Annotated in this window: 12 protein-coding genes; 3 read left to right on the forward strand and 9 right to left on the reverse strand. The window is 46.0% G+C overall.

The genetic code is table 11. The features are described 5' to 3' along the window. The first annotated feature begins 101 nt into the window (after nt 1-101). On the forward strand, nt 102-1,388 hold the full coding sequence (locus ACFQ2I_RS14375) for a voltage-gated chloride channel family protein (RefSeq protein WP_377565216.1): 1,287 nt from the start codon (nt 102-104) through the stop codon (nt 1,386-1,388). 460 nt (nt 1,389-1,848) lie between these two features. Here the strand turns inward: ACFQ2I_RS14375 and ACFQ2I_RS14380 are convergent, their stop codons facing one another. Continuing rightward, nucleotides 1,849-1,974, reverse strand: a complete 126-nt coding sequence (locus tag ACFQ2I_RS14380) for a hypothetical protein (protein WP_377565147.1) — start codon at nt 1,972-1,974, stop codon at nt 1,849-1,851. Nucleotides 1,975-2,408: 434 nt separating this feature from the next. On the opposite strand from ACFQ2I_RS14380, the gene ACFQ2I_RS14385 reads away from it, so the two are divergent. Both ACFQ2I_RS14385 and ACFQ2I_RS14390 read left to right on the forward strand, forming a co-directional pair. Then, nucleotides 2,409-3,230, forward strand: coding sequence for an SPL family radical SAM protein (locus ACFQ2I_RS14385; RefSeq protein WP_377565149.1), 822 nt, complete (start codon nt 2,409-2,411; stop codon nt 3,228-3,230). A gap of 274 nt (nt 3,231-3,504) precedes the next feature. Beyond that, on the forward strand, nt 3,505-7,449 hold the full coding sequence (locus tag ACFQ2I_RS14390; RefSeq protein WP_377565151.1) for a collagen binding domain-containing protein: 3,945 nt from the start codon (nt 3,505-3,507) through the stop codon (nt 7,447-7,449). A gap of 119 nt (nt 7,450-7,568) precedes the next feature. Here ACFQ2I_RS14390 and ACFQ2I_RS14395 read toward each other — a convergent pair whose 3' ends face one another. The 8 genes from ACFQ2I_RS14395 to ACFQ2I_RS14430 all read right to left on the reverse strand — a co-directional run bounded on the left by ACFQ2I_RS14395 (nt 7,569) and on the right by ACFQ2I_RS14430 (nt 24,903). Beyond that, nucleotides 7,569-10,208, reverse strand: coding sequence for a DEAD/DEAH box helicase (locus tag ACFQ2I_RS14395; protein ID WP_377565153.1), 2,640 nt, complete (start codon nt 10,206-10,208; stop codon nt 7,569-7,571). Continuing rightward, nucleotides 10,174-11,388 (reverse strand): hypothetical protein, encoded by a 1,215-nt coding sequence (locus ACFQ2I_RS14400; RefSeq protein WP_377565155.1) that lies wholly within the window; start codon nt 11,386-11,388, stop codon nt 10,174-10,176. Before ACFQ2I_RS14400 ends, ACFQ2I_RS14395 begins: the two co-directional genes overlap by 35 nt. A 53-nt stretch (nt 11,389-11,441) precedes the next feature. Then, complete coding sequence (locus ACFQ2I_RS14405) at nt 11,442-12,035, reverse strand: OmpA family protein (protein WP_377565157.1); 594 nt, start codon at nt 12,033-12,035, stop codon at nt 11,442-11,444. A 131-nt stretch (nt 12,036-12,166) separates the two neighbouring features. Continuing rightward, complete coding sequence (locus tag ACFQ2I_RS14410; RefSeq protein ID WP_377565159.1) at nt 12,167-13,876, reverse strand: MotA/TolQ/ExbB proton channel family protein; 1,710 nt, start codon at nt 13,874-13,876, stop codon at nt 12,167-12,169. Nucleotides 13,877-14,159: 283 nt separating this feature from the next. Further along, the gene (locus ACFQ2I_RS14415; protein ID WP_377565161.1) at nt 14,160-18,365 is read right to left on the reverse strand and encodes a sigma factor-like helix-turn-helix DNA-binding protein; all 4,206 of its coding nucleotides are present in this window, start codon (nt 18,363-18,365) and stop codon (nt 14,160-14,162) included. 36 nt (nt 18,366-18,401) lie between these two features. Then, nucleotides 18,402-21,368 carry a type I restriction endonuclease subunit R gene (locus tag ACFQ2I_RS14420; protein ID WP_377565163.1) on the reverse strand — a complete coding sequence of 989 codons (2,967 nt, stop codon included), beginning with the start codon at nt 21,366-21,368 and terminating at the stop codon, nt 18,402-18,404. Further along, entirely contained in the window at nt 21,369-22,772 is a 1,404-nt protein-coding gene (locus ACFQ2I_RS14425; protein WP_377565165.1) for a restriction endonuclease subunit S, read from the reverse strand. A gap of 4 nt (nt 22,773-22,776) precedes the next feature. Continuing rightward, complete coding sequence (locus ACFQ2I_RS14430) at nt 22,777-24,903, reverse strand: type I restriction-modification system subunit M (protein ID WP_377565167.1); 2,127 nt, start codon at nt 24,901-24,903, stop codon at nt 22,777-22,779. Nucleotides 24,904-24,980 lie beyond the last annotated feature (77 nt).

The following is a 24,980-nucleotide window of genomic DNA, read 5'->3' on the forward strand; positions in this document are numbered from 1 at the left end:
ATAAAAGCAGGAACGGGGAAAATGCATTGAAAAGCGATCATGGAAGTGAAAAGGAAAAACGTAGCATTGCCGGTGTGGCGACAAAAACAGCCGGTCTTCTGATGCATAGAGACATGTGGGTTCTCTTTCTGAAATGGACTTTGCTGGGGGCGGTCGTCGGTATGCTGGCAGGGTCGGCATCTGCGATTTTTTTAATCGCTCTTGAGGCCGCAACGCATGCGCGCATGAACCATCCCTGGCTGCTGTACCTCCTGCCTCTGGGCGGTGCGTTAGTCAGCTACCTCTACTTCAAAGCGGGGAAGAACAGCGCCAAGGGCAACAATCTCATTCTGGAGAGCATTCATGACGGGAAGGAAACGATCCCGCTTCGCATGGCTCCGCTAGTGCTGTTCGGCACGCTCCTCACCCATCTGTTCGGCGGTTCTGCCGGACGGGAAGGCACAGCTGTGCAGATGGGCGGCAGCTTGTCGGAATGGCTCGGCAAGCTGCTGCGGATCGGCCCAGTGGAACGCAAAATACTGCTTATATGCGGCATTAGCGCCGGCTTCGGCTCTGTCTTCGGCACACCGCTTGCCGGTACTGTATTCGGTCTGGAAGTGCTCGCGATCGGCCTCATCCGGCACGAGGCGTTGTTCCCTGCATTCGTCGCCAGCTTCGTCGGCAATGCCGTTACAACCTATCTATGGAAGGTGCCCCATGCTCATTACGAGATCGGGGCCGTGCCGGACTTGTCTTTTCTGCTGATTGCCAAGATTGTGCTGGCATCGATCCTGTTCGGACTGACGAGCCTCCTGTTCAGCGAGCTGACCGCCGTCTGCAAGAGGTGGTACAGCTACTTCTTCAGCAATCCGATGATCAGGAGCGCGGTTGGCGGGCTGATCGTCATAGGGCTCGTCTTCATCGTCGGCACCAGAGATTACTTGGGGCTAGGCCTTCCGCTTATTCAATCCTCGTTCGAGGAAGAAGTAGACCCGCTCGCCTTTCTGTGGAAGCTGCTCTTCACCGCCTTGACGCTGGGCGCCGGCTTCCAGGGCGGCGAAGTTACGCCTCTGTTCGCGATCGGCGCCACGCTCGGTCATTCCCTGGCGGAATTCCTCGGCTTATATGCGCCATTCCTTGCGGCGCTGGGATTCGTAGCCGTCTTCTGTGGCGCGACGAATACGCCGATCGCCTGCTTCATCATGGGAGTTGAGCTGTTCGGCTCGGATGCGGCCGTCTATCTGTTCATCGCTTGCATCATCAGCTACCTGTTCTCCGGCCATACCGGCATCTACTCCTCGCAGCGCATTGGCGTCTCCAAGGCGCATCACGTATCCGTCCCGGAAGGGGCGAGCTTGGGTTCGCTGAAGGAGCGGAAGGAAAGGAAGGAACGGGAGGAGAAGACTTAATCTGCCGTAAGTGCTTGCGGCAGCAGTTTATGGAAAGTTAGTCTTATGCTTGAATTGCCGTGATCTTTACGCACGTGAGCAAGCCCGCATCCTCCTGATGGAAGATGCGGGCTTCATATGTTCCCGCAACTTGTACGATTTTTCGTTTCTACTTAGGTACTACTAAGTAAGTAAGCGGTTATCGCTCAAAATGATCACATAGGCTCGGAAAAATAGAGAAAAATGTGTGCGATCACTCATTTTAGTCACATAGCCCGCCAAGTGTGCCTCATTCCGCCGAAAAGTAGGAGCTATCGCTCAAAATGGCCACATAGACTCGGAAAAGATGTGGGAATCGTGTGCGATCGCTCATTTTAGTCACATAGCCCCCCAAGCGTGCCTCGTACCAAATGGACCTAAGTAGTAACGATTTCCCCTACAAACCTCGGCGTTGAGGGCCTTATCGTGTGGAGAATGTCCGTTAAACTTGCTGCAACAGAAATTGCTCTACCTGCGGCTTCTCCGGAATGGATGACTGCGCGCCTGCAGCCGTCACGGTCAGCGCCGCCGCCGCGGAAGCGTAGGTCAAAGCGTGCTCCGTCGCCATGCCGAAAGAGCTCGCAGCCGCATACGCGGCATAATGAACCGGTATGCGCCAATGAGTGATGCTTCCATCTCGTACATGTTAAGTGTATCCAGGCTCAGACAAAGGAAGATATGACTTGGAATGGATTTATAGTCGTTAATTCTCCATGTTATACCAGTTTGGTGAGTTCAAATGGATTTATAGCAGCTATATTGTGCGATAATGGTGTATATGCTCCAAATCCACAAAAATAGCTGTACTTTTTCCAGTTGGTGTAACCCTGATCTCATAACGCGCGTTCCATAACTGTACAAAATCCATGTAGACTTCTGCTGCTTCCCCTTCTTCTTCATATTCTTATTAGTATCTACTGGAGTACGATAAAGGAAAAGCGAGTAACAGTTGCCCGGCATACCGATACACGTGCACTGCAATAATGAAAGGAGATGACAATGATGGCCGTCAATCTACAACACAAATCGTCCAAATCGCTCCTTAACAGAGGCAGCGGCTTCCTGGACGGCTATAGCCACACGCTCAACCCTTACATGGGCTGCTCCTTCGGTTGTTCATATTGCTATGTTCGCCGTATGCCCGTCGCCTTGTTCCGGAAGGAGGAATGGGGGACATGGGTAGATGTGAAGCAGAATGCCGCGGAGCTGCTGCGAAAAGAGCTCCTTCGAGAGCGTAAGAAGGGACCTGTGACCATCTTTATGTCCTCCAGCACCGATCCTTATCAGCCCGCCGAATATCGGGAGGGAATAACCCGTTCTCTGCTGGAGACGATGGTCGAGGAGCCTCCAGACTTCCTGTTCCTGCAGACGAGAAGCCCGCTTGTGACGCGTGATGCGGATGTGTTGCTTCAACTGGAAGGACGGGTGCGCGTCAGCATGACGGTAGAGACTGACCGCGACGACATACGCCGAGCCTTCTCGCCATATGCGCCGCCTATTGCAGCACGACTTCGTGCTTTAAAGGAGCTGGCCGATCGCGGTATTCCTGTGCAGGCGACCGTCGCCCCCATGCTTCCCTATAGCAACAATTTCCCGGAGGTGCTTCACGCTGCGGCCGATCGGGTCTGTATCGACGATTACTTCATGGGAGACGGCAGCGGCGGCAATCGAACTGAGCAGCTAGGCATTCATGGAATCTATGAGAAACTCGGTCTTCAAAACTGGTATAACCAGCAGGCTTACCTCGCATTGTACAATCAACTGCTCCAACTATTCCCTCGAGAAAATCTCTATATTAGCCAGTCCGGCTTCCTGCCGGACTGAGCTCCTACCTCCAATTCAGCTACTTTCCCCTCCCTCCAATGCACCATGGCTTGCAATTCTTTACCAGTAACTTTCGTTTCCTTCCCACTTTTTTGTCTGTTCAGACGCTTGTTCAGATTCGTGATAGTTTCATATGATAAAATTTCCTGCGGCCATTAAAATGCTATGAGAAATGGAATAGGAGGGTGAGAGCCAAATAAGACAAACAGGATGAGACTCACTCGTACACGGCACTTTTTGAAAGTAAATGATTGGATTGGAGGATTTATTACAGATGAAGAAAAAAGCACTAGCGGCTCTGCTGTCATTATTGCTTATTTTTCAATATGTCAGCTATTCCGGCATGGGGAAATCGGTTCATGCGTCTTCAACAGGGACGATAACCGCGAACATTCTGACTGGCATGGAGCTGACGACGCAAGACGTTCCGGATACGGTCATCGCATCCGTCTACGAATCCGTATATAATACGGTCAGCTACGTCGATCCCGATATCCGACTGGATTTCGGAGAAGATGATATTCTGCTGCTGAATTATGAGTGGAAGCTACCCGAAAACCACGGCTATGGAGCAGGAGATACATTCGTCTTCCAACTTCCTCCCGAGATGGAAATGTTCAATAATATAACCGACAGTCCATTGGATGGCGAGAGCGGTCCTGTCGGCACATTCGATCTGGATAAGACGACAGGCATGGTAACTATGACGTTCAACGAACAGATAGAAGGCCAGCCTGTTCAGGGCACGATGCAATTCTGGACGTTCTTCACAGAAGCCAGCGCAAGCAATCGTACCGAAGTGCCTATTGACTTCAGTATCGGAGACCCGCTTGTCATTAAGCTGAATCCGAAAGTATCCGGACCGATGTCCAAAGACGGCATTGGCGATAAAGCGATGAATCCGAGCAAATACACCTGGACGATCGATGTAAACAAAAATTTGCTCGATATTACAAATGCGGTTGTCACAGATGTCATTCCGGATGGTCTAGAATTCCTGAACGGTTCACTGCAAGTGCATAAGCTGAATGTTGGCTTGGACGGCACAGCAACTGTTGGAAATCTTGTCGATCCGGCACAATACCAAGTCACGCATCCGGTTGCATCGGATTATGAACTGAAGGTTGATCTGGGCGATATCCAATCCGCTTACCGCCTTACCTTTGACACGGACATTACGGATTTCGACAAGCCAAGCTTCACTAATGAAGCTCAGCTTTCAGGCGATACTATGACAACTCTCACTGCAAGCAAAACGGTAAACCAACAGCGCGGTGAATTGCTTGAAAGAAAAAAGGCAATTAATTACAATGCTTTAAGCGATCACCTTATTACCTGGGAAATCAAATACAACTACGGCGAGCAGCCCGTTGCAGGCAAATCGCTGACTGACCTGTTCGATGGCAGACTGGAATTGGTACCGGGCACGCTGAAGGTACATCCTGTCGATGTAAATGATGACAATATTACGCCTGGAAGTGAGCTGACAGAAGGGTCGGACTACACACTGATTCCTCATTCAGACAGCGGACGCGAAGGTTTTGTGCTGACGTTCGATCCGGGACTGGGCTCCAGTTCAGCCTACAAAATCGTATACAAAACAAAAGCCAAACAGGGCTCTTATATTGTGGAAAATGACACCGTAACAAACTCGGTGTATTCTGAAGGCAAAGATAAGCTTGCCGAATGGACACTGAGCCAGCAATTCATAAGCAAATCGCATTCCAATGCCGACTACGCCGCACGGACAATCGATTGGACTGTTAAATTGAACCAAAACAATTATGACATGTACGATGTCGTGTATGAAGATACGTTCGCGTCCGACGTACTGAAATTAGTGCCAGGATCTATGGTTATCCAACAAGATGGCACAACTGTAGGAACTTCCGTCTATACCTTAACCTATAAACCAGATGGAGTTACGGATACAACGGAAGGCTTTACGATTGACTTCCCGGATGGCAATCACTCCTACGTCATCAAGTACACGACATCGTTCGATTACGAGGACCATGCCTATGCGCCGAATTTTGACTTCGACAACGAAGGCGCTCTGACGTGGAGTTGGACGTCTGGCGGTACACTGCTCACAACACCACCTATGTCGTCAGAGTTCAATCCACGTCAAGAAGTGAAAAATAACGGCTTCAAAAACGGCAGCTACGATGCGAAAGAGAAGCAAATTACATGGAACATTGGCATCAACTACAACAGCAAAACGATGACGAACACTGTTGTTACCGATCCGTTGACTTCCGTACAGCAGATCGTGCCTGGCTCGATCGAAGTTAACGAAATGACCGTGAACGCCAATGGCAGCACCCAGCCTGGAAGCCTACTAACGGAAGGCGCGGACTATACGGTTCAACTTCCGGATAGCAGCAACGGGAATGAATTGAAAATCACATTCCCAGGCACAATTGACAAACCTTATCACATTTCCTTTAAAACCGAGCTCGAAAATGCGCTCATTAATGATGTCACAATTCCCAATACAGCTGTTCTGGAGGCTGACGGCTTCGCTCCGGTCGACTTGACCAAGAGCGTAACCATTCCTGCAGCAGGAGAATACGTCTATAAGGATGGCGAGCAGAACGACTCCGACGCTTATCTGGCGGACTGGAGCATCTATGTCAATCGCGGACAATCGACTGTAAAGAACGCCAAAATTCTCGATGTGCCTAGCGACAAGCAAATTCTCATCAAAGAATCGTTCAAGCTGTTCGAGACGATTGTGCAGGCCAACGGCAATGTGACCAAAGGCGCGCTTATCCAACCGACATCCAACTTGTATGAGCTTGCATTCATCGAAGTCAGCGATCCGGCTCTTGAGGACAAGTTGGATGTGCATTTCACTCCGGCTAAAGTGCAGGAATTGATGACTGAACTAGCAGCTGCAAGCAATATCGGGGACGAATTGTTTATTCTGTCGTTCAAACAAGAGATTTCACGCCCATACTTGCTGGAGTATCAATCGGTCATTGATGCAGTGCACAATAACATCATTGATAATAAAGCTTCCTTTATTGGCACTGATGTAGCCATGAAGGAGAACCAGAACAACACGAATATCGTGGTGCAATTGTCCGGCGGCACAGGCACTGGCGGCATCTATCGCGGAAGCATCCATGTAAAGAAGATTGAGGAAAAATCTGCGATAACCGATCCCGACATTCTACTGCCAGGCGCGACGTTCCAATTGACGCATAATACCAATAGTGGATTTGTCCCTATGACAGCTACGACGGATTCAAACGGTGAAATCGTATTTAATAATCTTCCTTACGGTACGTATACGTTAAAAGAAACCGATGCACCTAGCGGTTATTCCTATATTGGGACCGGGGAAGTTGAAGTGAAGATTAACTCTACTACGACAAAAGAGATTAAGGTGGAGAACCAGAAAATCGTTGTTCCGACGCCGAGTCCGAGCCCGTCTCCGAGTCCGAGCCCGTCTCCGAGCCCGAGCCCAAGCCCGAGCCCGAGCCCGTCTCCGAGCCCGAGCCCGAGCCCAAGCCCAAGCCCAAGCCCGAGCCCGAGCCCAAGCCCGAGCCCAAGCCCGAGCCCAAGCCCGAGCCCAAGCCCAAGCCCGAGCCCAAGCCCGAGTCCGAGCCCAAGCCCGAGTCCGACTCCAGCGCCGACGCTGAGCCCGACTCCAGCGCCGACGCTGAGCCCGTCTCCGGAGCCTACGGTTGAGCCAACTCCTGAGATAACTCCGGAACCTACGGTTGAACCAACTCCTGAGATAACTCCGGAGCCTACGGTTGAACCAACTCCTGAGACGACTCCGGAGCCTACGGTTGAACCAACGCCGTCTCCTACTCCTCCAGTTGTGAAGGAAGAGACAGAGAAAGACAAGCCTGTTAGAGGCGATATTGATGTTCCTCCAGGTGGAACGACAGACCTTAAGGATCCGCCTAAAAACGGTAACGTAACTGTGACACCTGACGGTAAGTGGGAGTATGAACCAGATCCAGATTATGTAGGAGAAGACTCCTTCACCATTGTCGTAAAGGATAAAGACGGTGAAGAATCGGAAATTGTTTTTGAAATCGACGTAGCTGAAATCCCGTTAGGCAATGTCGACGAGACTCCAGATGTTGAAAAGCTTCCACAAACAGGTGAGAACAGCTACTTGCTGCTTTACTTGTTAGGGGTCGCCTTAATCGGCGGCGGCATTGTACTTCAACTGAGGAGAGCGAAGCGTAATACGTAGCATCACCATTAACCGTCGAGCATAGTTGCTGCTCGACGGTTTTTTCTTGGCTATCTGAGTAATGCTGCTGCTTCCAGCCCACGCTCCACACAAGCTATGGCCTACTAACTTACACTTGCTCACCCCCTCGAAGAAGCCACCATCTCCGCCAATACTTCTTCGATCTCCTTGCTTTGGAACGGTACCAACACGTTCTGTGCTAAATCACTCTTCAATATAAGTAACTGATGCATGAGTTGTTCTACCGTGCCATTCGGAAAATTCTGTGCATCGGTCGTGATCATATGATGGACATAGACATCTTTCGTTTGACCGATACGATATGCCCGGTCCGTCGCCTGATTCTCGACAGCCGGGTTCCACCAACGTGTGTAATGTATAACATGATTGGCGCTCGTAATGGTTAGACCTACACCTGCAGCCTTCTGCGATAAAATCATGACACCAAAGTCTATGCTTTGATTGAATTCCAATACCACTGCCTGCCTGTTCGATGTCTCCCCGCTGATAATCGGAACTCGAACTCCATAACGCTGCATGATTGCCCGCTTCAATAGATACTGAATTCGCCGGAATTCGGTGAAAACAAGCACCTTCTCTCCACGCTCTCTGGCAGAATCCAATATTGTGAATAAATGTGCTAACTTGGGGACTCGACTCGATTCTAATTCTTCATAGGGAGGGTAGACTGCACCTGGATGACCATACAGTTGTCTCAAGCGCCCCAACACATTCAAAATCTCGAGCTTATTATTCGCTATCGAAGCAACCATTGTAGTCGCAAGTTGCTTCTGTTCAACCGACGCTTCTACAGTTATCGGCTCATGAACAACCTTACGTGGAAGTCGATCCTTCAACACTTCCTCCTTCGTCCTGCGGAGATAATGCGGCTTCAACGTATCAACCAGAGAATCATAATCAGATGTCTCTATATAACGCTTCCGGAATTCTCTTAATGATCCCAGATAACCCGGCTGAACATAGTCCATGATGGACCATAATTCTTCCAAGGAATTCTCGACAGGCGTTCCCGTCATCGCTAACCGAAAGTTGGCTTGCATAGCCCGTAGTGCATGAGAGCGCTGGCTAGCGTGTGATTTGGCATTTTGCGCTTCATCGCAAACAATATTTCTGAACTTGATTTTCCCAAGTATCATTTGATCGAGCTTTAAGGTATCATAACTTGTTATAATAATCCCGAAAGATGACAGCAACTGGTCATCACGTAACCGTTGGCTGCCGCGATGGACATAAACTTCCTTCCTCATGGTTGGGGCAAACTTCTCAATTTCTTGAATCCAGTTCTCGATCAATGCGATTGGTGTTACAATCATTGTCGGACCAAGCAGACCTTGCTCATGTTGATACAATAAGTAAGCAATTACTTGAAGAGTCTTCCCAAGCCCCATATCATCCGCTAGCAGCCCGCCTTGCCGCTCAGAGCTCAATTTTATTAACCAACGATAGCCATGTACTTGATGATCGAAGAGATCGCCATTCAATGTAGGTGGTATTGGTACTTGCGCATCTTGTCCATCTCTTTGTTCGTTGATTTTAAATTCAAGCTCATCTTCATTATTATGAATATCAAGTCTGTATTGGGACTTATGGTGCTGCACAAGTTGTTCCGATGATTTTCCGAATAATTCATCCTTTAAGTGTTTAGTCACAAACACCCAACGAGGGTGGGGCTTGGTCGTCTGGACAAACGTGCTGGTTGGTTCCTTAGCAAGCACCTCTCTCAACTCTTTCTTCTCTTCTTCCGTAATCTCAACGGGTTCACCATTAGTTTCGTCCACCCATTGCAAGCCAGTACCTTGATTATACTGGGGGCGAATTCGTTGAATGGGCACAATACCTTTAACACGTTCTGAGAACTCCTCCAGATCGAATGAGAAGGTATGGTCTTCTAAGACTGCCGATGGATTTTGAAGAAATACCGGAACTTCTTCCCCTCGAATATGAGACTTCTTTCTAAGCGCAGTCAGATCGTCTGTGACTCGCTTCGTCTTCACGTAGCGCCTTCGAAGAGTACCCTCTCCAAAGCTGGTATAAGCCTTGTTTCCTTGTAACACCTCTGACTCTTCTTTATCATTCCCCCGAATGATAACCTCCAAGTGATCAGGTGCATGAACCAGGATATCCGGTTCGTAAGAATCAATCACTCTGTAATCCTCATTTTCAAGGAAACGCTCTAATTGAATACCCGCTTCTTCGGCAAGCTTTTGGCAAATACCGATTTTTTGGTAACCATGTTCATATTCGGCCTCCAGAGCTTGCAGGAGGCGATACACACGCTCTGGAAGTAAGTATAACTGATCACTTATATCGTACATCGCCCCTCTTCTTAATCCCACACGGTCTAGGTTCCTGCCATTGGAATCATATAAAGATATGTTCAATTCCGCTTGTAGAGGCATCGATTCCAGACGTAATATTCCGGTCACCGTCAATGATTCATCAGGAATTCCAAGTTCCTTCAGTATCTCGGTGGCATCCTCGTCTTGCAGGAGGCGATAGATATGATCAAATGAAAGTATGCCTTCCTTTACAAATTGCTGTTCATAGAGTTCCTCCCAGGCAACATAGGATGAAAACCCTGACCATCTACAGTAAGTATCCAAAGCTTCTCGTTCCATTGGGATAGAAATAACCTGCGCTTTAGACCCATGATGAGCCAAGAAAGTAAAACCAACACCTGACTGCTGAAGGTTATGTTTTACTCTAATGCCTTGTTCTCTTCTTCTGCTGAAGAACATGCTCACTCACCTCCCATCCCAGATTGTCGCGAAGCCATCTATCGAATACCGACTGCCAGTCGCTATAATGTCTTAACCAGCCTTGACTGCCATTACGTGTAACAATTAAGTCCTTATTGAGCAATTTCTCTCGTTTGACCTCTTGAGGCCCCCATATCGTATGTTTAAGCCGTTCACGTTCTTCGCGCATATGATCAATCTTCTGTTGGAAGTGTTGATTAAACACTTCTCTCTCATAGATATACACAGCTCCAACCGTCAATACTTCAATGATGACATGCCGTTCAAAGTACATAATGATCGTAGTCTTGTTATCCGTTACCTCCATATCTCGAAGCATAGGGGCAAATTTACGCCAATAGGCCGCCCGCTCCGATGATGAACTGACCTGATTAAAGAAATCGTCCAATTGCTTGCCGAAGATCCAATCTGCGAATCGTTCTTTCTCTTCGTCCCCAACCTCTCTCCATAACATCGGATTTTGACGATCGGAAGACATCACATCATATATGATATAGCCGATATCGCGAACCCGATCCAAGTTCGGGCAATTTCGAATACAGTGATGCGCAAGAAACTGCTGCATGTGGTTCGATTCTCGTTGGAATATCTTCTCGAATAGCGTTTTCTCCTTCAAGAAGAAGGACTCATCCGCCTTCATTACAACCTCGAAGAACAGTCGCTTGAAGAAGGCATGATATTCTTTCAAGAGATACGTTTCTGCTGTATCCACCATGGAAGATTCAGATTGGCGAATTTGATCATTCAAGTGATCTACAGGATCATCGGCAAGTACGAACTTTCGCCATCTTATCCTATCCGACGGTTCTATACGCTTCTCCAATCGTTCCTGATGCTGCTTGTAGCCCGCTTGAATAACATCCCACAGAATCTGACTGTCATCGGTATCATACATGATATCTAGCGAAGAACGGAACAATCTCTTATTTCGCTGACTAGATGTTAACAAGTGTGCCTTTATCGTAGATTTCCACTCCGGTGTCATAGTTGCATGATAGAGGTAAATGACCAACTTCTCATCTTTAGCAGACAGATCTGCGGTAAACTCAGAGAATTCATCTGGCCCCAAGGGATAGATCAATTCGAATTTTCGCTTAAGCTCCGTTAATTTATTGGCCGGCACAGTACCTTCGTCAAAACTACCTGTTGTACGATGCATTCTATGAAATTCTCTCACAAAAGTCTGCAGCTGGAATGGATGATATTCATATTTCATGACGCGTTCACCAGATTCTCCAGTTCTTTAATCGATTCTTCGTCCTTCAAGCGGAATAGAAACTCTACTCGCCGCGAACGTTCAGGATTATAGTGACCCGCTTCATCGTTCAGAGGCTGGGAGTAGCTCTTACCATTGACTGTAATAAATTGTTGTGCCAGCTCCTTCTCGCGGAAATCAACAAGTTCATCACTATATATGAACTTGAATACCGAATATGCGCGTCCTTGCGATAAATCCATGTTGGACATATAAGTACCCACATTATCTGTATGACCCTCAATCAAGATATTCGCAATTTCGCTACGAAATCGATCATCCATAAGAATCTTCAAATACTTAGGCACAAATTCACGCAAAAACTGCTCACCTTCATCAGAAAGTTCAGTCGAATTCGTTGCAAACAAAATTTTTCCAGGAAAACGAATTGCACCTGTGCTTTGATCGATTTCGATATTCAACCCGGATTCCTTGAATGCTTCCGTTAATTCTTGAATAATTAATGATTTGACGCCGATGATGTCTTCCAACTGTTGCCGAATGATATCTTCCTTCTCAGCGATCTCTTGCTCTTGTGCTTCCAATTCCATCTGCTTCTGTGCCTCGTATTCTCGAAAGTCATAAATAACAAGTGACAACAGCAGTACGAACACCATCAGGGACGCACTCATCAGATCCGCGTATGACATCCAGTAATTGGGTTGTTCTCGTTTACGCGACTTCATTGCACGTTCACTTCTTTACGCGTTTTTACAATATTCTCTGTCAGTTTTCCAAATTCATCAATTAAATCCTCATGATGGTCGCTCAATTCTTCGACGAGCTCAGCTACTCCTTTAACCGCATTCTTTAACGTCTCATCGAAGTGCTGATACGTTTTCGTCAATCCTGAATCAATATTATCTGCAAAGTTTCTCAATGACAGGTCAAGTGACTCCCTCGTTTTCGTAAACTGTTCACCAGAATGCTCCCATTGTTCCTTCAGTAGCCTCGATTGCTGTTCCATCTGCTCTGCATAACTTTTGGATGCCGCCAAAGTTTGCGTCACTGATTCTTGTGTATGCATATTCATCTTCGACATCTCCGGCAACAGCTCCGATTGAATGACTTGCATCTCCCTCAACCCGTGGCTCAGTTCTCCCATGTTATCGATAATTGCATTCATTTGAGGCGTAACCTCGCGAGAAAGTTCTTGCAATTGTCTTAGCATGATCTCTGAATCTCTTAATGCTTGAACCTGTGTATCAAGCGATTTGCCGAATTGACTAGTCATCTGTTCATATTGATTTGTCAGCTTAGAAGTGAATTGCACCAAGTTTTCAAGCAATATCGTGTGACCATCATCCATAGACTTCTGGAAGCTTGCGAAGTCTGCAGAGATTCGTTCATATTTCTCTGCAAGCTGTTGATTATTCTCCAGTACCGATTGCTGTAACGGCATTTGATCCAGCGATTGCTGTTGTAACATCTGGATGGTCTTGCTAAGCTCACTCATATTAGCCGATGTAGCCGAATAATGAGACTGTGCGTGCTCCATCTCTCCAATCATCCGTTCAACCACCGCGAACATCCGTTGTGTCTGCTCAGCAGTTTCTGTTTGTTTCTTCTCTGATTCATGGAAGCCCGTCATGACTTGCTCCATGGTGTTCATCATACCTGATTGCATCTGATGCGTATTCTGGATCAAGTCGCCGAACTGTTGCAGCGTCTCTTGTGTCCCGCCAGTCACTTCGTCAATGATTCGGGTTGTAATGTCCGTGCTGCTGGCCTGCTGTTGTTGAATCTGCTTCTCCATAAGCTGATTAGACTGATGCAGATGTGTAACAACGGGCGACATCACTCGCTCAAGCGCATCCGTAAGCACGGTCTTCAAGTGATCATTCTGAGTCCTCGTAATCTTCTCCAATCGGTTCAAGAACAGCTCTTCATCATCTGTATTTAATAGAAAATCCAAACGCTCCGTATGTTTATCGAGTTGATCCTCTAGCTTGCGGCTAATCATACGATCGTAGAACATCCACAGCAGCGAAAAAACGACACCCGCTACTGATGTATAGAAGGCAACTCGCATCCCTCCAATTAATACCGTAATTCCCGAACGTATCTGATCGGGATTTTCCGTATTCAAGTCGGCAAGACCAACTGATAATCCAATGAACGTTCCGAGAACACCGACGCTGACACAAATTCCGCCTACAATATCCATAATTGAACGATAACCGGTATGATATAATAACACATCTTGACCAAGATAAGGCTCAATGCGAATTTTCTCATCCACTTCCTTCTGGGAAGCTCGCTCATAATAACGAGCCCACTGAAGCTTGTATTTGCTTTGATCCGGCAAGCTCAAGAACATATTATTTAGATTCATAGGTGTGTCCGGCGTCTTAGAGCCGATCTCGCTAATTTCAGTAAATATCCGCTGCATGGGCCGAATCTCATAATAGAATATTCGAAATGCAGTATGCGTTACAAACATTAAGAATAATCCCAACTGCAACAACAAGAAGCCCGAAGTGAAACTTTCCGTGCCAATGCTACTAATAAACTTAAATAAGGCGTCCACTATGCCGTACATTTCTGGAAGCACTCCCATCATATTCTTCATCTTCTTGTTCCTATTATAGTTCACTAGCTTAGGTGTTAGGAAGGGTTAATTAGGTAATACGACCCATCCACTGAAGAAAAGACGACTGATGATGTCAGTCGTCTTACAAATTTATTGTATCTATTCGCCTCACAAGATCTTCAACAACCTCGAACCCTGCCGTTCCGCTATCCACTTTAGTTAACGTTTCGAGCAAGAATCGTCCGTCCTTGGAATACTTGAATTCTCTAAGTCTCATTTGAATTTCCTTAATCGATGCTTGTCCGTTAAAGTCCCGTTCCAAGATGTGAGCGATCCAGCTAGTCTCATCGACGATTCTGTTGTTGTCAATCGGAACAACAATGCGGGAGAGTGATCCCAGCAATCGAAACTTACCGCTTTTACGCAAACAATCCACGAGCAAATCACTTGTCCATGCCAGATCATTCGGCAGCGCCGGAAGTGAGTAGTTTTCTTCAAGCCGGTCAATGGTAATAAAAGAGTATCCTAATTTCTCTTGCTGAGCAATCAGTCGATTAATGTCTTCAACGAGTTGTCTCTCGTCATCGGATGTCCAGCCAAGTCGTTTGCGATGAATATACTCGCCGAACTGGCCGCTTTGGTAATAGAAAATGTTGGAACTGCTTGCAAGTGCTTGATCCAAAGTTTCCTCCCTTGCTCCCAATTCTTCCGTCACCCAATGATAGACAAGCTCTCTTGGAACCTCCGCTTCTTGTTCTTCAATATATTGTTCAACGACTGTCAATAGTGTAAGTTCCTCAATTGGATAATTGTCATTGGAAATGAGAGGATATCTAGCAAATCTATGATTGGGAATATCAAAAACCTTAAGCAAATCGTACAATAAGTAGCCAGATTCGATTCCCATACGTACGCAACGCTCTTTACATACATCATATAATCGATTCACATGAATAACACCAACATCTTCCATCAATTGCTCCAATTGCTGCATAACCTGATTAAAATCATGCTCTGTGAATGGATAGAACTCTCTTAACGCTACCAAACCAAAGTTCGAGCTGACAAAGTCTGAATCACTCTGAATCGAAAACTCAAGCGTAAATCTCTTCCAACCACGTTTGACCACAAATTCTTCTCTAAGCGTCTCAAGCGTTAACGGACGTTGATATTCTCGAATAAATGACTTAATTACTTCTGCATTCGTTAACTGAAAGGCGTCATCTTTGTGCCAGATATGGGGGAATTTATTCGGCGCCAGTTCCTCTGATCCCACTTGACGAATCATTGTATACAACGCATATTCGTTCGGAATTCCTGCAGCCGTAAGCCGCTCCTCAAAGGATTGGAACAAGCGGCCAACCGATATGGGACTTCTCTTCTCCAGCAGAGACAACGCATATTGAGACACTTCTCGAATGAATGGCACATCAAGTGAGACGAAGGAGTAATGAATATATCGTCCTCTTCCCCACAGGTAACCGGTTGTTGCAAATTCATCTCGCGTACATACGGAGGTGAAATCACGATCACGCGTCAATTCTCCCGGTTTAATCCGGTTAGCTGCTTCAAGGAGTTCCTCAGCGCGCTTGTACACTTCGACTCCGGATGGATACAGGCGAAGCACCATCTCTACAAGGTCAGATTTCCTGGAGTTAGCCAGAATGTAAGTGCCATCCTGTACGGCGTATAGTATAGGCAACAAGATGGCAATGCCCAATTCCTTGGGAAAGCTTGGGAGCTGAACCTCATCGGAAATCAACTGGTGCATTTGTTCGGTTGTGATCTGTTGTCCACGCAGCTTCTGATTCGCAGCTCTGCGTAATTGTTCAGCCGTATCGTCTATCTGCTCCTGTGTGTATAAGGTCCACCAGCCATACTGCTCCAAGTAGACAAGTCCTTCGTATGCCTCAAGCACTTGTTCAATGAGGCCGTCATCGAACTTCTCAATGACATCGATCGGGTAATAATAGAAGGAGTGATGCGTCTCACATGCCTCTTTCAACGTTTTCTCCAGATCGATGACTTCATGATGAAGTTGACTCAATACCTTTCTAATAATTTGTCTGACCCGTTCTCTGGTCAATCCGTAATGTTGGCCCAACGATTCCAATGTTGCTTTGCGCCCTTCCCGCCTTTCCTTCCAGCGCATATGCAAGATCTGCAAGTTTCGATTAGTAGCCAAGTTCTCTTCCGTAAACCTGTTCGCCCACTTAACCTCTAGCCGATGTCGCATGAATGCAATTCGTTGATCTAATGACATCTCTCTCAAGGCTTGCTTATGTCTGGATTGCACCCGATAGGCATCCAGTCGAACCTGTAATTGCTTTAAAAACTTATCTATGGCTACAACTCCAACTCCGTCCATAAGCCGCAACTGAATCAAGTCCGCAGGCAATTCTCCAACAGTTTTCATCCCTTGTCTCTCAAGTTCCGCCAATAATCTTCTAACCATTGGAAATTCTGCTGCTTGGAGCTCCATTCGAGCATCCTCATCTTTTAATTCCACGATAGTTTCCTGCCATACCAACTTTCCATATTGTTCAGCAGTACGATGAGTAAAATCATCTGTAGGAGCGCTTGTTTGTGTTTGGCCTATCTCAGTTGTATCGTTTCTTGCGTCAATATACCCACTCAATTGTTGAAACATTTTCTGAACCGCTCCTGGTCCGGCGCCATTTATCTTTCTGGCTAAAAGCATCAGATCTTGAGGAAGCTGACCAATCACGTTCATCTGAAGCTTTCCTATAACATTTTCGATTAAGAAAGAACAGCCTCTGAATGGAATATCTTTCAGGAAATCATTCAAATACTGAGGTGGAATAACGATCGATTCATTGTTCAGGAAGAGTCTGAATGCTGTAGATTCAGAAAGATGCTGCTCAACGCTTTCTTCCGTATCCTTAGACTCGAATACCACATGTTCGGGTAGTTTCAAGCTGTCATTGATCACTTTCATTACTTCATCATACTTGTCCCTCAGTAGCCATTGCAGGGATGTTTCCGGCAATCCGTTTAATTGTTCTGACAATTGGATACCGAATCGCTCCAACTGTCTAGCTATATCGAGCGTTAGAATATCTTCCAGCAAAATTCCTGCCTTGATACTTTCCAATGGATTTGAATCTTTGCCGCGCTTCAGCTTAAGAAACCGCCCCAGATCCCCACGGAACTCGAAGCCCAAGAACCACAGCTGAACAAGAACATCATGAAGAAGCTTCGGTTGACTACGATACAACGCTTTGAGACGCTCTTCCGTCCAATCCTGGACATAGTAAACTTCCAGGTGTCCCGCTATTTCGCTAATCCGGGCAGATTTATATGTACTCATTAACCTATTATGAAGGTAGGCTGGAATAATGACGCTCGGTTGCCCACTCTCGACATTCAGCAAATTCTCGGCATCTGTAGCTGCCTGTTCAGTCGATGCCATGATCGAACCCGCAGCTATAGCCGCCTTTTCTTCACTCTTCTCTTCATTCGCTACCAATGACGTTATCCACCGCTTCTCAGAGGGTTCCTTCCCCGTCAAGAACCACGCCGGCTTGCGCTTTGTAGACTGACTGCCGTTTCTGGCGTATCGGAAATAGAAACCCGAAGGCTTTAAAGCGAATAATTGATCCTTGAGTTCCCATCCGCCTATTATCCACAATGCACCGCCATTCCCTCTTTTGTCCACTATATCAAGCGAACGATCCTTCAGATAATCGGCAATTTCCGTTTGGGTAGATTCTGAACCAATCATTTTTGATTCTGGCTTTCCATTGGCCCACTCATCCATTTGACCCGTCAACTGCTTGAATAGTACTTGCATCTCACGGAATTTCTCGTCAATAGACGGAAGCACTTTCTCGGAAAGCTGCTCTTGAAGAACTTTCTCCAGCTTTTGGCCCAAATCCTCGGTTGCGATCGGATTCATATTCTCTCTGTCTACACGTACAGGCATCTCATACTTGGGCACTTCCAAATCAAGCGGGCCGTAGGTTTCTGCATACCAAGCGCTAATGGCATGAATATGCCTGTGTGCCGTGAGCGATAGATCGATATGGATCTCCCTCGCATCGTGAGCTGCTGCATTACCATTCATCCGCAGCCATTCGAAGCTGCTGCGAAGATCATCGTCGAAGCAACCGCGCCGATGCAACATGTGTACACGATCAATTTGCTTCATACTGTAATCAAAGGTTAGGCGCTCATGCGCGGCAACTGAAATAGCCGCTTGCTCGCCGAATAGTCTGCCCTGGATAAGGGTCGCACGCGGACTCGTCCACAACGTCTGCTCTGCTTGTTCGGCGAGAGCCGTCAATTCAGGATCCACAGCCCGTAGGAATGCCATTGATGTCGTCAATCCATAAACCTCCTTGCGTTGAACATTTCATTCCGATTAGATGGTTACGTCACCGGAATAAACTTCACCTTCCGTATTGTACGTGACTGTAAACACCATATCCGATAACCACTTGTTAAACGATTGATTATCATTAAATTGCTTGAATATTTCCATATTGTCTGTCATTAAGTTTATGATGGCTTTATTCAACGCTTTATCGCTTTCAATTTTTGCATTTTGCTTATCCGAATGTTTCATTGCATTTTGGTAATTTTTATCTTTTGCCACCATTTCCGGAATGCCTGCGATATACTTCTTTACTTGATCCTCATCTGTCCATGGGATATTGCCGAACAAATCATGGAAGGTAGCCAATATGTTGCTTAATAGATCCAATTCAGGGTCCGTCTTTCCTCCTCCTGCAGAAGTGGGCACTGGATCGATTTCATAGGGCGAAGAGCTTTCCATAGCAATTGACATCATCGTTTGCGCTTCTGCTCGGTAACTATCCAGATCAATCGCTTCCAATATGCCTCTAGACAGATCTTCTTCAATCGGAGCCGGCAGCTTTGGCAACAACAAGGTTAAAAATATGGATAATCTCTCCCATGCCGGATTACTGTATGGAAGAATGGATGCCAGGAAGCCATAGGTTCTTGTGAAAGCTTTCGCTTTGCTTTTAAAATCGACCTGACCGGATTCATCCAGCTCATCCTTATAAGTTTGCGCACAGATGTCCAGAATGGGATCCAGTGTATCCCGTTCCGCCCCGTTCAGATACAATTCAACAATCGTAGCGACATGATAATCTGTAAATACGTGATGGGCATGAATATCGCTTTCCAGATCGTTCAGCTTATCCGGATCAGTCTCGTCAGACAAGATGGTCGTCGTGTAATACTTTGAGAAAGCTTCTTTAATCACGTCCGTCTCATTCGCAAAATCAAGCACGAACGTATCATTTTTAAGCGGATGGGCTCGATTAAGTCGAGAAAGCGTTTGAACGGCTTGAATATCTGCCAGTACTTTATCGACGTACATCGTGTGAAGCAAAGGTTCGTCAAAGCCCGTCTGGAATTTATTCGCAACAATTAAGAGTCGATACGGATCTTTTTTTAATTTCTTCTCGATCTCACGGCTGGCGAATCCATTCACGGCACTCTCCGATAACACCATGCCTCCGTATTCATGTTCTCCCGAGAACGCCAAAATCGCTTTAAATGAACTTTTCCGTTGCTGCAAGTAATGCGTTATGGCGTAATAATATTGCATAGCTCGTTCAATACTGCCCGTTACTACCATTGCTCTCGCTTGTCCGCCTACTTTGCCTTTCGCAATCACTTGGTCATGGAAGTGATCAACCATAATTTCGGCTTTCATCCGTATGGCGGTTTCATTCGACTCGACATACCTGCGAAGCTTCTGCTGAGCTTTCTTCTTATCGAACATAGGATCATCTTCCACAATCTTGGCAATTTTGTAGTAGCTGTGAATTGGTGTATATTTCTGCAACACATCCATGATGAAGCCTTCTTCAATGGCTTGTCTCATGGAGTAGTAATGGAAAGGCTTATGCTTGATCTTTCCCTCTTCTTCATACGGAACACCGAACATCTCCAGCGTCTTGTTCTTGGGCGTAGCCGTGAAGGCGAAGTAGCTGGCATTAGTTAGCATCTTGCGCCCTTCCATGATCTTGTTGATCTTGTCCTCAGCGGACTCTTCTTCGCTACTCTCATAATTGGCGGACAGTGACATATTCATCTTGGCCGACATGCTGCCGCTTTGACTCGAATGAGCTTCGTCAATAATAATCGCGAAATTATTCATACGATGACTATTGCCAATGTCCTCGAGAATGTAAGGAAACTTATGCACGATGGATACAATGATCTTCTTGCCGCCTTGCAAGAGCTTGCGCAGATCGCCTGAATGTTCCGCATGTCCTACGGTGTTTGCCACTTGCATGAAGCTTTTAATCGTATTTTTGATTTGCTTATCCAGATTGATTCGATCCGTAACGACGATGACGGAATCGAAGATCGATTTACCATCTTTCGAGAGCGATACAAGTTGATGCGCAAGCCAGGCAATGGAGTTCGATTTGCCGCTTCCCGCGCTATGTTGGATTAAGTATTTATGACCTGCGCCTTTGTCTGAAGCATCCGCCAGAAGAGCTTGAACGCCCGCAAGCTGATGATAGCGCGGGAAGATTTGCGTCCGTTTCAGCTTCTTCGTGTCCTCATCCTTCTCTTCCACAATCTGCGCATAATTCTCGATAATATTGGAGAGCTGATTCTTCGTTATGATCTGCTTCCACAGATAATCCGTCTTGATGCCATCCGGATTAGGCGGATTCCCGGCTCCGTCACGATAACCTTGGTTGAATGGCAAGAACCATGACTTCTTGCCATCCAGCTTGGTACACATCTTGACTTCGTTATCATCGACCGCGAAGTGGACCATGCATCTGCCGAATTGGAACAGCAGCTCCCGCGGATCACGATCCGTCTTGTACTGATACACGGCATCTTCAACGTTTTGCTTGGTCAACCGGTTCTTGAGCTCGCAGGTGATGATCGGAAGTCCATTCATGAATATAGCAAAGTCGAGCGCCAACTTCGCATTGTCTCTGGCATACATAAGCTGGCGCGTGACGCTGAAAATGTTTTGCTCGTATAATTCTTTTGCCTTCACATTCTGTTCCGACGGCAAGAGATAATATAAATCCAATGTTACGGGATATACTTTTAATCCATTGCGAAGCACGTGAATAACACCATTCTTCGCAATTTCGCCTTGGAGTCGGTTAAGAAATTTTGATTTGTTGATGTCGCTTGTGAATACACCTAACGCCTCTAGCTTATCGGGCTGCGTGGCTTGCAAGAAACGAAATAAGCGCGTCTCATCAATTGCGTATTCCTTATTGTAATCGCTATTCTGACCTTGCTCATAGCCGTTGCTGTTAACAAGGTAATTCACGATGAGAGTCTCCAGACCGCTTTCCCTTGTGTTCGTCGGCACCTACACTTCACTCTCCTCTAACTGAGCTAGTTCCTCGCTCTCCAGTTCTTCTAATTCGGTGTCTTCAAGGTCTAGAATATCTACATTTACATCCTCAACTACTAATCCTCTGACGTCTACTTTACCTGTTACGACATCGGAGATGAGGCGGGTTCGGTATTCGAGTATGAGACTAACCTCTTTCTCTATAATAAATAAACTCTTATCAATTCTATCTATCTGCTCCATTATGTGTGACAGAATTCTTTCTTGTTCCTCCACCGGGGGAACAGGAAGCCAAGTGCTCTTAATAGTATCTTGGCTGATATTGGGTTGACCTCCCCCCTTACTCTTCTCAATTAATTTGTTTCTGCAACTGTATAGTAAATAAAAAGCATATTGCAAATTTATTCGATTACTATTTACTTCACTTAAACAACAGCATGCTTGATTACAACAAGCATCAATACGACTAATTGCTAGTTTTCCAATTGTAGCACCATACATCGCTATAACAATTGTATGTTTAGGATATACCTTAAGTATTGAATGATCACTCAGGGCTATTTTTGTGACTTTTCTTTTTGTGTCGTATAAATGAGCATCCTTTAAATCTCCGGAATTAATCCATTGTATGTCGCCATCATAATATTTTAAGTCCCCGCTCTTTGGGGTAGTGCCGCTCCCAATGACTTTAAATAATCTGGTAATTTTCTCTTTACTCCAATGCTGCGGAATAGTGCCTAGCCACTCAATGCCCGACGGTTTCATCTTCACATCCGGATCTATGCCTTTCGTTACCGCCTGGTTAATCACAGCTTGCTTCTGTTCTTTAAGAGTAGCGATCAATTTCTTCTTTGCTTTGATGAACTTATTTATTTTTAAAAGCTGACTATCCAAGTATTTTACGATTTGGTTTTGTTCTTCGAGAGGTGGAACTGGTAAAACTTGAGCTGCAAAAACATCGAATCTGAAATCTGAAGATCTTTCTCGTATTCCTCTGTACAAAGATTGAATAAAACCTGTCTTTGCCATTTCTCTGACAACATATGCAAAGTAATTATTATTCAGTTTTACTTTGGGAATACAGACACTATACACTGGTGTGCCTTTTCCATCTGAATCAGATACCCCGACTGCACCGGCGAATGCATCCATAACATGTATTACAAGATCCCCTTTTCGAATACCTTGATATCCAACTTCTTTAATAGATTCAGTAAATCCAGTCGTTCTTCTTTTTTTTCGCAATGTAACCGTACCATCTCTAAAGCAAGTTACAACCTCATCATACTCTCGAACAGACCTAGTTGCTTTGTTGTATAGCGCCTTTGCTCGTTTTGTATCCCAGTGTTCAGGAATTCTATTTGCCCAAATAATTTGGGTGTATTTATAATACTCATATGGCTTAAGTCCATTTTCCACTTACTTAACCCCCAATAATTTCATGCAACAAGCCCTCTGTCTCGGCTTCTAATGCTTTTAAATCTGCTTTGATTTCTTCCAGCGATCGTAGCTGTATCGGCTTGTAAAAGTATTTCGTGAAGCTGATTTCATAGCCAATCTGAGTCTTGCTCTCGTCAATCCATGCATCCGACGCGAATGTTAGCACTTCGTCTTCAAAAAACTTTCCGACGCCGCCTTTATGCAATAATGGAATTTGCTCCGTATCACGCAGGTTGGCATCACTTTCATACTCCACGACACAACGTTTGCTGTCGATTATCGCCTCAAATAAGCCGTGACGTGGGTTGGCTTCGGCTTTTCCAGGCTTGTGAATTTTCTTTATCACTTTTTCCGCTGTTTCATCCACCTGAGCCAAATGATTTTTAATCAGATTCATTCTTTTCGCCGGCATCTTCGCGCCTGTTCGAGCAGCAGCATTGGATAGCTCAGCAAGAAACGTATTAAAATCCGTTATCGTCTCAACATGCAATTGCTCCGCCACCGCTGCCAAGAGATCCGCTAATGCCAGATCCTGTTGAGCCGAACATTCCTTCGCAAATTTGTCCAGATTGGCGCGAGATAAATCCACACGTAATCGCAACGGCCTCTCTACGGTCATTTTCCAATACCCAAATTCCTTATTATCAAAAATTTTGGATTGTTCACTTTGCTCGAAAGCAAGAAGACTATCCGTAATTTCTCTTCTAATCTCCGGTGTAAACTCACAATTCTTATTGCCCAAATTTTTACGAAGCGGACTCTTCATACCTGTGGCATCAATTAATTGTACCTTCCCACGACGATGTGGCGCTTTACGGTTCGTTACTATCCAGATGTATGTCGCGATGCCTGTATTGTAGAACATGTTCTCCGGCAGTGCGATAATCGCTTCCAGCCAGTCGTTCTCGATAATATATCTCCGCAAGTTACTCTCACCTTGACCTGCGTCACCTGTGAAGAGAGACGAGCCGTTATGAACTTCGACAATTCGACTACCTAGCTCCGTATGGTGTTTCATTTTACTCAATTTGTTCGCAAGAAATAACAATTGGCCGTCACTGGACCTTGGAATCATCCGATAATCCGTCTCGTCTTGGTGGGATACGACGAATCGGGAATCGGCAATGTCCCCTTTGCCGCCCAGTCGCTCCAGATCCGTCTTCCAGCTCTTGCCGTACGGCGGATTGGATAACATAAAGTCAAAATTGGTCGTTGGAAATCCGTCATTGGATAACGTAGAGCCATAAGCAACATTATCCGCTTGCAGCCCTCCCCCTTTCAGCAGCATATCGGCTTTCGTAATCGCATACGTCTCCGGGTTGATCTCCTGACCGTACAGATTGATGGAGATCTCCTTGTTATGTTCCGATGCTAATTGCTGAAGCCGCACCTCGGCACTTGTTAACATGCCGCCTGTACCGCAGGCACCATCGTATACCAGATAAGATCCATTCGTAATGTTGTCCGCAACAGGTAGAAATGCAATGTCCGCCATCAGCTCGACAACATCACGCGGCGTGAAATGCTCACCCGCTTCTTCATTGTTTTCTTCATTGAACTTGCGAATCAATTCTTCGAAGATGACGCCCATAGAATGATTATCAAGCGCCGGAAGCTTGATATCATCTTGATCATCCAGGACAGGCTCTGTGCTCAAATTAATGTTCGGGCTAACAAACTTCTCGATAACGGCTCCCAGAATATCGGCTTCGATCATCGTATCGATCTGATTTCTGAATTTGAATTTCTCCAGTATCTCTTGCACATTCGGCGAAAACCCATCCAAATACGCAATAAAATCAGCCTTCAATTGCTGTTGTTTGGCTCTAGACTTCAGATCTTTCAACATAAATGGCGACGAATTGCAGAACGCTTGACCGGCCACATTACACAGGGCAGCCGTCTGATTCAACACTCCTGCATTGTCCAATTTTGTTTTCATTTCAAGTACTGCTTCCTTGGTAGGCTCAAGCACGGCGTCCAAACGACGAATAACCGTCATCGGCAAGATAACATCTCTATATTTACCGCGAACATATACGTCGCGCAAACAATCGTCGGCAATCCCCCAGATAAAACTAACAATTTGATTGTGTAATCGTTGATCCATATTCAAGTCCTCCAGCCATGCTATGTAATGAATTACTAATACTAGTTTACCGCAATTTCGATATTCGTTGTAGATAT

This window comes from Paenibacillus chungangensis, from assembly GCF_042675905.1.
GTDB classification, from domain to species: Bacteria; Bacillota; Bacilli; order Paenibacillales; family Paenibacillaceae; genus Pristimantibacillus; species Pristimantibacillus chungangensis.